11 protein-coding genes are annotated in these 12,407 nt (G+C 35.1%); 3 read left to right on the top strand and 8 right to left on the bottom strand.

Annotation, left to right across the window (positions count from 1 at the left end):
* The first annotated feature begins 56 nt into the window (after positions 1–56).
* The gene (locus tag ACQUQZ_RS17755; protein WP_435356425.1) at positions 57–794 is read left to right on the top strand and encodes a class I SAM-dependent methyltransferase; all 738 of its coding nucleotides are present in this window, start codon (positions 57–59) and stop codon (positions 792–794) included.
* On the opposite strand, the gene ACQUQZ_RS17750 is transcribed toward ACQUQZ_RS17755, so the two are convergent.
* From ACQUQZ_RS17750 to ACQUQZ_RS17725, 6 genes are all read right to left on the bottom strand, one after another.
* On the bottom strand, positions 795–1,439 hold the full coding sequence (locus tag ACQUQZ_RS17750; RefSeq protein ID WP_435356424.1) for a 4'-phosphopantetheinyl transferase family protein: 645 nt from the start codon (positions 1,437–1,439) through the stop codon (positions 795–797).
* A gap of 35 nt (positions 1,440–1,474) precedes the next feature.
* The gene (locus ACQUQZ_RS17745) at positions 1,475–2,167 is read right to left on the bottom strand and encodes a response regulator transcription factor (protein WP_435356423.1); all 693 of its coding nucleotides are present in this window, start codon (positions 2,165–2,167) and stop codon (positions 1,475–1,477) included.
* Positions 2,168–2,329: 162 nt separating this feature from the next.
* Positions 2,330–4,024, bottom strand: a complete 1,695-nt coding sequence (locus tag ACQUQZ_RS17740; protein WP_435356422.1) for a sodium:solute symporter — start codon at positions 4,022–4,024, stop codon at positions 2,330–2,332.
* Positions 4,021–4,161, bottom strand: coding sequence for a hypothetical protein (locus ACQUQZ_RS17735; protein ID WP_435356421.1), 141 nt, complete (start codon positions 4,159–4,161; stop codon positions 4,021–4,023). The genes ACQUQZ_RS17740 and ACQUQZ_RS17735 overlap by 4 nt, the downstream gene beginning before the upstream one ends.
* Positions 4,162–4,189: 28 nt before the next feature.
* Positions 4,190–6,304, bottom strand: coding sequence for a tetratricopeptide repeat protein (locus tag ACQUQZ_RS17730; RefSeq protein ID WP_435356420.1), 2,115 nt, complete (start codon positions 6,302–6,304; stop codon positions 4,190–4,192).
* Between the two features lie 312 nt (positions 6,305–6,616).
* Positions 6,617–7,375 carry a patatin-like phospholipase family protein gene (locus tag ACQUQZ_RS17725; RefSeq protein WP_435356419.1) on the bottom strand — a complete coding sequence of 253 codons (759 nt, stop codon included), beginning with the start codon at positions 7,373–7,375 and terminating at the stop codon, positions 6,617–6,619.
* 214 nt (positions 7,376–7,589) lie between these two features.
* On the opposite strand from ACQUQZ_RS17725, the gene ACQUQZ_RS17720 reads away from it, so the two are divergent.
* The gene (locus ACQUQZ_RS17720; RefSeq protein WP_435356418.1) at positions 7,590–8,207 is read left to right on the top strand and encodes a response regulator transcription factor; all 618 of its coding nucleotides are present in this window, start codon (positions 7,590–7,592) and stop codon (positions 8,205–8,207) included.
* A gap of 127 nt (positions 8,208–8,334) precedes the next feature.
* Positions 8,335–9,453 carry a hypothetical protein gene (locus tag ACQUQZ_RS17715; protein ID WP_435356417.1) on the top strand — a complete coding sequence of 373 codons (1,119 nt, stop codon included), beginning with the start codon at positions 8,335–8,337 and terminating at the stop codon, positions 9,451–9,453.
* A gap of 3 nt (positions 9,454–9,456) precedes the next feature.
* Here ACQUQZ_RS17715 and ACQUQZ_RS17710 read toward each other — a convergent pair whose 3' ends face one another.
* Entirely contained in the window at positions 9,457–11,262 is a 1,806-nt protein-coding gene (locus tag ACQUQZ_RS17710) for a sensor histidine kinase (RefSeq protein ID WP_435356416.1), read from the bottom strand.
* Positions 11,263–11,458: 196 nt separating this feature from the next.
* The gene (locus tag ACQUQZ_RS17705) at positions 11,459–12,292 is read right to left on the bottom strand and encodes an MBL fold metallo-hydrolase (protein WP_435356415.1); all 834 of its coding nucleotides are present in this window, start codon (positions 12,290–12,292) and stop codon (positions 11,459–11,461) included.
* Positions 12,293–12,407: the final 115 nt, after the last annotated feature.

Below are 12,407 nucleotides of genomic sequence, written 5' to 3'. Positions count from 1 at the left end.
ACGAAAGTAAATAAATTTACTGATAATTTGCAATACATTTTAAATTCTGTTCAGCAATGATAAAAGACAATTTTTCTAACCAAGCAAGCACTTATGCGAAGTTTCGACCGACTTATCCTAAGGAGGTTTTTGAGTATTTAAACTCGGTCGTGAAAAACAAAAATACAGTATGGGATTGTGCCACTGGCAATGGACAAATGGCAAGAGAATTAGCAAAGAATTTTGAACAGGTTTATGCAACTGACATCAGCCAAAAACAATTAGACCATGCTTTTCAAGCAGAAAACATTCATTATTCAATTGCAAAAGCAGAAGAAACGACTTTTGCAGATAACACTTTTGATTTGATAACAGTAGCTCAAGCAATTCACTGGTTCAATTTTGATAAGTTTTATACAGAAGTAAATCGAGTAGCGAAAAACGGAGCAGTTTTATTCGTAATCGGTTATTCGATGCCTTGTTTTGAAGGAAAAATTGATGAAATTTTGCAAGATTTTTACTGGAATGTAACAGGCCCATACTGGGACGCTGAACGAAAACATTTAGATAATAGACTGGAAAGTATTCCTTTTCCTCTCAAAGAAATCGAATGCCCAACTTTTAAAAATGAATATCGCTGGACACTCGAAATGGCAGAAGGGTATTTTAATTCATGGTCTTCGATTCAGCATTATATCAAAAAAAATGGAGAGAATCCTGTCAATCAAGTAATTAGTGATTTAAAAGATCTTTGGCAAGGATTTGAAAAAGTAGATTTTCCATTGTTTACCAGAGTGGGAGTTATCCAAAAATAATTATCCAGCAACTACGAGTATATAACCATCAATTTTTTCTATAAAAATGGTATAGTTTTCATCAATTTCATTGATTTGTAACTTTCCAATGATTTCGGTAGCATCATTTTCAAATGGAAAAACATGTAAGTTTTCATTGAAAATAACTTTACGTTTGCCATAAAGTTTGTACAATGATTCTTTGGCAGACCAATAAATACAGAGTTTTTCTAAGTCATTATTAGCAGCAATTACCTCATTTTCTGATAAAAATTTATGGGCAATTCTGCGAATTTTTTCAGAAGGTTTTTCCATATCCATTCCCAATGCTTTAGTTGGGTGCATGACGGCCGCCACATAGTTAGATGTATGTGTAAGCGACATTTGCCACGTTGAACCAACCAAGTAAGGTTTGCCAAACTCGTCTTTTTTTATTCCGAGGTATTTTATGCCAAGAAAATCAGCTAAGGATTTGATAGCAAGGCGACTACAAAAAAACTCGATTTGTTTTTGAGGATGATGAATGCTTGCTAATTCGGCATCGGTCAAGATTTCAGAAGGCAACATTGCTTGTAATTCATCATGCGATTCGGTGATTTGCCAAACTGCTAAATGAATATCATATTGGTTTGCTCGTTCGTATTTTTTTTGTAGAATAATAGGCATAAATGAGTGGGGATTTTCATGTTCTACTCTAAAATCTACTCATCTTTCAAAACATAGCCCATACCAGTTTTGGTATGAATGAGTTTAGGTTCAAAGTCTTTGTCTATTTTTTTACGGAGAAAATTGATATAAACTTCTATGACATTTAGGCTATTTTCGGCATTATTTCCCTCCCAAATTTTCTCGGCAATTTCAGCTTTTGAAATGACTTTTCCTTTGTTTCTGATGAGGTATTCGAGCAATGAAAACTCTTTTGGTGTCAAATCAATGGTTTTGCCTTGACGAGAAGCCATTTTGCTTTCGAGGTTTATTTCGAGGTCGGCAATTCGTAGTAAATTGGCGTTGTTTTCGTTTTCGGCATAAGCACGTTTCAAGAAAACATTGACCCGAGCAATGAGTTCACGGTACTCAAAAGGTTTTACAATATAATCATCTGCACCTTTTTCAAAACCTGTGATTTTATCGTCAGTTTCGCCCAAAGCCGTAAGCATAATAATTGGAATTTGACTGTCTTTTTCCCTGATTTTTCCACAAACCTCATAGCCATTCATCACAGGTAGATTGACATCTAACAATATCAAATCGAACCTTCCACTGAGGGCAAGGCGAAGACCAATTTGCCCATCATACGCAACTTCTGTATCAAAGCCTTTTTCTTGGAGACCTTTGGTAAGATTTTCAGTGATTCGCTGATCATCTTCTATGATGAGTATTCTTTTCTTTTCCATATTTTTTAGGTTTTAGGAAGTAGGGGTTAGGATTTAGGATATAGGATTTAGAGGTTAATAATTGAGTAGTTTACTTAGCATTTTAGAACTCATAATAGAAGTGGTACACATACGACTTCTTCAATTCCTAAAATCTAATTTCTAAATCCTAACACCTAATTCCTACGACCTAATTCCTATTCTTTTCTGCAAAATCCATGCAATGCCAATGACCAAAAAACAACCAATTGGATTAAACCAAAGGTAAGCAATCCATTCTTTTTTGATAATGACTTGTGGAATTCCAATTCCTAAAATGATAGTTTGACTAATAACCGCCGCCCAGAAAGTGGCTGTCCCTCCGATGTTTTTAAAGTAGAAAGCTACCAAAAATACACCTAAAATGATTCCATAAAACAATGAGCCAAGCACATTCACAACTTCAATCATATTGCCAAGCTCATTGGCGTATTGTGCAACAAATATACAAAAAAGACCCCATAAAATTGTTGAAACTTTAGAAGCATTCAATTCTGACTTTTCTGTTGGTGTTTTAGATGAGAACTTTCGATAAACATCCACGACTGTAGTAGCTGCTAAAGAATTATATGCCGAAGCAATTGAACCCATTGAAGCAGCAAAAATAACAGCAATCAAAAGTCCAATGAGCCCATGTGGAAGGTAATCTAAGACAAATCTTAAAAAAACAAAATCACGGTCGTTAGTACTGGCGGCTGGGTTATTTTTCTTGATTAAATCTACCACTTGCCCTTTCAATCCTTTGGCAATGGAATCAGATTCGGCTAAACTATTTTTATAAATTTCTAATTGTTCATTACTGAGATTTGCCGAGACAATTAGTAGGTTTTTTCGTTTTTCTGCAACTTCATTATAGCGTTTTTCTAAACTTTCAAATTGAGGGGCGTATTGACTTGTGCGAAGTTTATCGGTTTCAACTTTATTAAAGAAAACAGGCGAAGTATTGAATTGATAAAACACAAAAACAAGTACACCAACCAATAATATCAGAAATTGCATTGGTATTTTCAGCAAGCCGTTCATGACTAAGCCAAGGCGACCTTGTGTGATGCTTTCTCCCGTGAGATACCGCCCTACTTGCGACTGGTCAGTTCCAAAATAGGAAAGTTGTAAGAAAAATCCACCAATAAGCCCTGACCATAAATTATAGCGGTCTTTGGGGTTAAAATCAAAACTAACAACTTTTGTATGATTGGCTTTTCCAGCAATTTTGAGAGCTTTTACAAGTCCAATACTTTCAGGTAGCATCATCACCACAATTACTCCAGCTAAAACCATCGCTACAGTAATGACAATCATTTGTTGAAGATGTGTGTAAGAAATAGCTTTTGTGCCACCTACCACAGTATAAGTAAGCACCATGCCACCCATCAGAATATTTGTCCAGTAAATATCCCAACCAAAAATAGTTGAAAGGATGATTGAAGGAGCGTAAATCGAAATCCCTGTAGATAAGCCTCTTTGAATAAGAAACAAAAAAGCAGTAAATACTCTTACTTTTCCATCAAAACGATTCTCCAAGTATTCGTAAGCCGTATAGACTTTTAAACGATGAAAAATAGGGACGAATGTGATACACAAAACTATCATAGCCAATGGAAGCCCAAAATAGAACTGTACAAACCTCATCCCATCGTCAAAACCTTGTCCAGTTGTTGAAAGGAATGTGATTGCACTTGCTTGAGTTGCCATAGCCGATAGCCCGACGTGATACCATGGAAGTGATTGATCACCAAGTAAATAGCCATTAATATTTTTATCTTTGTGGTTTTTGTAAACTCCGTAAACAATGATAAAAAGTAAGGTAAAGGTTAGTAGAGTCCAGTCAAGATTGGTCATGTGAAGTATAAGGTGAAAGCATAGAATAATACAATTAATAAAACCAAAGATCCTGCCACTAAGGCATAAACATTTTGCCAAGTGCCAAGAATTGGAGATTTTTCATCATCGTCTTCTAATGGTATATTTTTTTTCATTTTATAGTTTTGGGTTATATTTTTAAAGTCATAATTTTTTATCAACAACAGCCATCATCTCTTTGGCTCTATTTATTAAACTACTGGATGGGTATCCTTGTATAAACTCGTTGAGGGCTTGTTTATAAGCATCTTTTTGCTCTGTTTTGGCAAATAAAAAGATACGTAACATCGCAAACTTATCTTCAATGCTTGTACCTGTATAAGTAATCAGACCATCCTCTGCTAATTTCAGTGCTGATTCGTAACTTTCATTGCTGTATAAATTAAATGCCTGTGAATAGACAACACCAGCTTTTGATTCAGTATCTCCTGTGATTTGCACATTCCCACGCAATAACTGACGAGCATAGGTTGAAGCAGGGTATTTATCAATCAGCATTTTGCGATATGGGCTCGTAGCTTGATTTTCCGAAAGTAAAGTAAGTAAATACAAAACTTCAACTTCATGTATGGTGTTTGGAAACTTTGCTAATAAAGTTTGAAAAGTTTCGGTAGCATTTTGCGGTTCGTTGAATTGGAATTTATAAATTTTCCCAACTTGATAATACGCTTCTTCTTGTTTGCGTTTTGATGCAATTAGTTTTTCGGGCGTAGTTGGGATTTTGTCATAAAGTTCTTTTTTCTTGACTTCCAAAGCCAAGGCATCTTTGCTTTCTTGCTGCTTTTTGATTTCTTCGGGACTTAATCTTGGCGGTCCTTGTTTACTTGGTTGTTCTTGTCCAACAATACCCCTTTCAACCTTAAAACTTATCGAACCAGCTTCTTTGTCTTTTCTACGCCAATTGTCTTCCAAAGGTCGGTTTCCCCACAATTGTTGAAAATCACTTTTATTGCGAGAAATCACTAAAGGGTCGTACAATGCCCAGCGTTTGAAATCGGCATCTTTGTCAGAAAGACGTTCCACAGGTAGGCTATTTTGAGAAACAATTTTTTGTGCCATTTCCTGCATTTTGCGTTCATCATCATCTTTTTGCTTAATTACTCGCTCTAAAGTTTTGTCTAAAGCCACAGGATTCATAGCTGCCAAACGTTGTAAACTATCTTCTACAATTAATACTTTTTGGTATTTTACAAAATCTCCCAAAGAAATGGCACGTTTGGCAATTCGTTCATAGTCAGTTGAAGTTTTTGGTAAAGCCGTCAGTGTACTATCATAATACATACTTGCCAAATCGTATTTTAGCAATTGATTGTAATGTAACTCGGCCAGCTCTAAGTAAGTATAGGCGTTTTGGGTGCTGTTTCCTTTTGAATTCCGAAGTGAGGCATTGAAATATTCGATAGCTTTTGGATAGTTTTGTTTCTTCACTTCCAAACTACCCATCGTGAAATAAATTTTATCTTTTAAGTCAGCGTTTTTTCGGTCATTCAGCATTTTCTTGAAATTTTCCTGCACCGCCACCGTACTACCTCTTTGGGCAGCAGCTTCATCCAAGAGTGTATTCATGCGAGCATAAAACTCCATGTCATAATTTGGACGATTTTTAGCGACAGCCCGAAAGTGCGGTAAGGCTTTGGCTGGTTGGCCAAGCATATCGTACATCTGACCCACAGCAAAATGCACTCGTGCAGTTTGCTCACTTTTTGACATGAATTTCAGTGCTTCTTCACCAATGGCTGCCGATATAGCAAATTCTTCACGTTTTTGATGTAAATATGCTTTGGTTAAGTAGAAATCTCGTGTATTTTCTTTGTTCAAATCGAGTGTGCGAAGTACTTCTGAAACTTTTAAAGCGGTATCATACTCTTTCTGCTCGGTATAAGCTCTCATCAGCCATATTAACGCTGAGTGTTTGCCTACTTCATTGCTACTGGTTGTATTGATAAATTTAAAGACTTCGATGGCATTGATGTAATCTTCTTTCAAAAGGCGAGATTTTCCTAATAGAATATAAGCTTCTGCTAAATATTTTGAATTGGAATGACGTTCGGCAATCAATGAGGTTTTTTCGATAACTTCTTTTAAATTGGTTGCTACTGTTTGACTTTTTACGGAGTCAATCGGAACAAAAATAGTCATCAAAGCACTATAATTTTCTTCACGCTTATCGAATAAGTCTTTTTCGGCTTGCTTCATGTTATCACGAGCAATGATGAGCGAGTTGAAACGGGCATTGGTGTTGTGCCAAGCCTTGCTCATAGGAGAGCTGCTAAACTGTGAGCAAGCAGTTGTTAGCAAACATAATGCTATAAATATAGATAGTTTTTGCACTTAATCTTCTAAAGTTATGATAGGTATTCTTCTTTTTAACGCCGTTCTGCGTAAAAAATTATCTAATTTGATGCCAAAAATAGATTCGAGATACAGGATGTGAGATATGAGATGCCAGATATAAGATTTTTTATTCAAAAATACGCTGTTTCTGATTCATATTCTTAATCTTTCCTCTCGAATCTTATATCTCATATCTCGAATCTTATATCTCATATCTCGAATCTCATATCCTGTATCTCATAATACCTGCGATAATTTCCCTTCCGCTTCTCGCATTGCATTTTCGTAGCCAAGTTTGTAAATCTCTTTGGCTTTTGACATACTTAGCCCATTATAATTATAAATTTCATGAGGTTCGATAGCAATATTACAACGTTTTAGCTTTTCACCAGATGTATTTCTGATGGCTAAATAAAGGCTTTTCATTAATACATCTCGTGCCGAATTGATAGGCATATTATTACCCGCAGGTGTGACATTTATACCAATAATAAAATCACATATACCTTCTAATGGCTCTGTGGGGAGGTTATTGACAACTCCACCATCAACCAGCACACGACCATCAAACTTGATGGGTTCAAAAATGCCAGGAATACTGCTTGAGGCTATGATGGCTTTTATCAATTCACCTTGGCTGAAATAAACTGCTTCCCCTTTTTCTATATCAGTGGCACAAATGGTGAGCGGAATTTTAAGATTTTCAAACGAATTATGCGGAATATATTTCAAGAAAATCTCCTCCACTTTTTCCATTTTAAATAAACCAAAGCGATTGAAGGCAAATTTCAAGGAATTTAAGATTCCTAAAGATTGAATTGTTTCAAAAATAAAGTCTGGTGAATAGCCTGCGGCTGTCAAAGCACCCACAATCGAACCTGCACTTGTTCCAGTAATCATACTCGGTTGAATGCCTAATTCATTGAGTGCTTTTAATGCTCCTAAATGAGCCAGCCCTCGGCTACCACCTCCCGAAAGTGCTAATCCTATTTTCATACGTAACTACAACTCCTAAGAGGGTATTTTATTTGTGAATTTAATCTTCAAAAGTAGTAAAAAATGCTCATAAAAAGTTTAAGCTCAAATTTTTTGTGAATAAAACCAAATAGTAATCAAAATAAATCTCACGGCAAACAGGTATTTCTTTCAAGAAAAAATCTTTTCACATTTGTAGAAAAATCGCAGCTATCGAAATTTAATCTATTATAAAATGTCAATAAAAGTACTAATCGCCGATGACCATGAGTTATTCCTTGAAAGTCTTGCTTCTCTTATCCGTGATTTTGATGGGATAGAAGTAGTGGATAAAGCAAGAGATGGAGAAGATGCTCTAAGGAGACTTATGTACAATGAAGTGGATGTATTGATAGCCGATTATAATATGCCTTTGATGGATGGTATAGCACTTACGCAACAAGCCAAATTGCGACAACCTAAGCTTCAAATATTGATGCTCACGATGGTAGAAACAACCGAAACGATCAAAGCGGCAATCAAAGCAGGAGCGATTGGCTATATGTTGAAAAATTCAAAAAGAGCAGAATTTGAAAAAGCCATTCGTAATGTTGCTAAGGGAAAACGTTTTTTTAATGAAACAGTTTTTCAAAAATTGATTAGTGATGAAACATTTGAATATCCAACCGAACGAGAAATAGAAATCATCAAGCTAATTGCTAATGAAAAATCGAGTCAAGAAATTGCAAAAGCCCTTTCCATTTCACTCAATACAGTAGAAACGCACCGAAAGAATATCTTCCGAAAAATAGGTGTAAAAAATGCTTTTGGATTACTCAAATATGCTCTTACTCATCATTTAATTGAACTGTGAGCTATGATAACTTTCAATTTATTGGGGTCTGAGCGAAGCCGAAGAGAAATATCACGGTAAACCGTGATTTACAAGTCTTAGTATTTTGTTGAAATTTGTTTGTAAAACATTTATCAACAAAATTTCTATGAAAATTTTTTTAAACTACCTCATTATCAGCTTTTTAGCTTTCAATGCTTTCAGTCAAAATACAAAAGTAATTGATTCGTCCAATGGAACGGTGATTAGTAATGCAGGCGGAACTGATATTCCGTATTCTGCTTCTATTTTAGATATTCGTAGTACAACAAAGGGTATTTTGATTCCACGAATGTCCACCACTAATAGAGATGCCATAGCTTCTCCGCAAGCAGGTTTATTGGTTTATAATCAAACGACCAGCCAATTTAATTATCATAATGGTTCAAGTTGGCAACAACTTTTCATAGGAAATCAGTGGAATGTAACAGGTGCAAATTATTATTATAATGGAGGAAATGTAGGTATTGGTGATGCAACACCCGAATACAAATTAGATGTGGTAGGTACGACCTCTACCACTGATTTATATGTCAGTAATACTATTGACACCTATAATATGAATAGTTCAAATATTACGGGAAATGAAGCTGCTTTTAGTTATCGACTTAGATTAAATGGTCCTACTCAACCTGCATTACTTTCGCTTAAAGGAGATGATGTTAATTTCGGAAATTGGGGACAACATATCATTTTAGAAAATGCTGACGATACTAATTACGGAGGTATTTTGCACGATACAGAAGGAATGAAGTTTAGAAATTTTGGAGCAAATGATAAATTTTATTTTAGGAATAGTTCAAATGCGACAATTGCCCTTATTGACCCTTCTGGAAATGCAACTCTTAATGGAGGTTTGACTGTTGGTGGAAATACAACTCTTGATGGCTCAATGACCGTAAATAATGGTGGTGGAGTAGCCTATAATCCAGCTTCTGGCACTAATCTTAAAATTGTGCCTTTTACAACGGCTACATTTTTTGCTATTCTTGGACCACATGGTATTTCTGGCGAAGGCTCCATTGCATTACCAGCAGGTTTCACAAGCAAACCACGAGTTTTTGTTGGAGATATTGATGTAACTGGTGGCTCTGCGGGAGAATTATATATGGTTGAGTTGCAACTTTATGGCTGTACTACAATGTCATGTAAAGCAAGGCTTATCAACAGAAGTGCTGGCTCAGTAAATTATAGCATTACTTGGAATTGTGTAGCTATTGGAAACTAATCTCTAATTAAGAGGCACAGAGCAAATAACCTTTGTGCCTTTATTTTTCATGCTTTTTATCTGTATTTTGCCACTTATCTCTTGTAAACGAGCTTCAACATTCTTCAAACCAAAGCCTTTTTCTTTATTTTCAAAGCCTTTGCCATTGTCCGAAATCTCTAAAATTATACTTTCGTTTTTCTCAAAAAGATTCACTTTTGCTTCGTCAGCCTCGGCGTGTTTCAAAATATTATTGCAGATTTCTAAGGCAATCGAATAGAGATTTAACTCTATTTTCTTGTTGTATTTCTTTAAATGATTAATTTTTAGTGAAAAATAAGTCCTGTTTTGCGTATTCAACTTATCCACTAAGGTGGCAAAAGCATCTCCCAAATTACCTTTTTCAAGTGCTTCGGGAAGCAGGTTATGAGAAAGTAGGCGAATTTCAAAATAAGCATTTTCAATCATTTCGCTCACATTTTCATATACTTTCTTTTCATTTTCGCTTAAATGTGTCGGATTTATCGCCTCCATACTTATCGAAACTGCCGAAAGTAAACTTCCTAAATTATCATGTAAATCAGCCGCCATTCGTTTTCTTTCAAGCGTCTGTCCACGTTGCATTGCTTCCTTGATTTCATTAAAGGCCTGTTGCAATTCAGCAGTACGAATTTTAACTTTTTCTTCTAAACTTACATTCAATTCCTCAATCGTAAGTTTCTGGTTTTCAATTTCTTGTTTCTGTTTTTTCAAAAGCCGTCGATTAAAAAATAAACCTATCGAAACGATTGATAATAGCACTGCACCAAGAATAAAATAATTACGATAGGTCTTTTGTGTGGCAACTTCTTGCTTTTGTATATTTAACAAAACCGTCGATTTATCTTCAATGAATCGTTTCTCAAGAGCAGATTTTTCATTGGCAACTTTGGCATTGAACAATTGACTCAAAAATTCATGGTATTTTTCAAAGGCAACAAGAGCCTCGGTCATTAGCCCCTTTGCTTTATAAGAGCGATATTGGCTTTCGTAGCAATGGTACAAAATTCTTGGATTAGTGATTTTTCCAATAGGTTTTTTACTAAATTCAATAGATTTATTATATTCTTTTTGAGCCAAATAAATTCTTCCAAGCAACATTTGGATTTCTGCTAAACCACGATCAGAAGGGATTTTTTCAAAAAAATGAAGACATTCTAAAGCCATTGGTAATGCTTCATTACCACGGTTAAGTTCTATTTTGTTACTTACAATATCGTTGAATAGGTAATGTTTTTTTACTTTTTCAGAAGTTTTATTGATGTAAACAAGTGAAGAGTCCAAGAAAATATTTCCGATTTCAAACATTTGAGAATAGCCATAAGCACGGGCTTTTGTCAAAAAAAGTTGTGATAATTGAGCATTATAAAGACCATTTTTATTCTCTTTTTTAAGAGCAGCAATGCTTTGGTTTGTATAGAAATTGACATTTTCTAAATCTGTTAAAAAAATATATCCATATACCATTTCATCGGTTATGAGGCTTAATTGATAAGCAGAAGCAGGGATTTTGAGTTTTTTAATTGTTTCTAATGAGCTTTTTCCTGTTTTTATTAATTCAATCCATTTTACTTGGTACCTCAAGGCATTTACTTTTCGATAATAAGCATCCAAAATTGATTCATTGAGTTTATTTTGAATAGTAAATTGAATGTATAAATCGCAGTATTTGTTGAGAGAATCACTTTGAATTTGATTATCGAAGTAATAAATAATAATATTTTTTAAAGCTTGGGCTTTTTGAATAACCTTAGTTCGTGGATTTTGAAAATGAGTTTTGTGAAGAAGCAATGAGTCATTTTCAATAGGTTTATTTTGGGCAAACACCCAAAATAAACTTAAACAATAAATGATTATGAATAGAATTACCCTCACTTTGAATCGAATTTAAATGAAAATCTGATTTTAAAAGAAATACGGTAATTGGCTTGATAAAGTTAGCAAGACTTTGAAATAAAAATTTGAATACTTGCCAAATGAACACTTTTTAAATCGTAACAAAATCTGCTATACGATAACCTTTTTCGGTTAATTGAATAGTAGCTGCTTCGTGGATAGGGTCATGGTCGAAAACGATAATCCAATTATTTTCAACTGCCTGTTTCAATAATAATTCTTTTTCACTCATGGTTTGGAGGGGTCGAACATCGTAGCCCATTACATAAGGTACAGGAATGTGGGCGTGCGATGGAATCGTGTCGGCAATAAACAAATAGGTATTGTCGCCATTTGTGATTTTGGGCATAATCATTTTTTCGGTGTGTCCATCGGCGTAAAGTAAGTCTATATTTTTGCCAAAAGGGTTTACGATTTTATCAGTGAAATGTAAAGCACCAGTTTCATGCATAGGCATAATATTTTCTTTCAAGAAAGTCGCTTTTTCACGAGCATTGGGTTGTATTGCCGACTCCCAATGTGCTGAATGCGTCCAATATTTAGCATTTGGAAAAGTCAATTCTAAAGCATCTTTTGCGGAATTCCATTGCACAGCACCACCACAGTGGTCGAAATGTAGATGAGTGGAAAGTACATCAGTTATTTCATTTGGCGAATACCCAGCTTTTTTGATAGAAGTGATCAAATCACCTTCGCCATGACGAAAATAAAAACCTTGCCAACGGGCGTCTTGTTTACTGCCCATGCCGCTATCAATTAAGATCAATTGTTGACCAGTATCAATTAATAAGCATCGCATAGCCCAGCTACAAAGATTATTATCATCGGCAGGCATTTGTTTGTTCCAAATCGTTTTTGGTACAACTCCAAACATTGCTCCACCGTCTAATTTAAAATGTCCCGCATCAATTACATGAATTTGCATAAAGATTTGTTAATTGTTTCTTAAATTTCGGTCGAAATATACAAAAAATATAAAAGATATTCACCGAGCGTCGGTCACTGATTCGCTCACTCACTCATTTACCCATTGAGTTTTC

The organism is Emticicia sp. SJ17W-69 (assembly GCF_051209875.1).
In the GTDB taxonomy this organism is placed as follows: domain Bacteria; phylum Bacteroidota; class Bacteroidia; order Cytophagales; family Spirosomataceae; genus Emticicia.
This window is presented reverse-complemented; position numbering and strand designations above follow the sequence as displayed.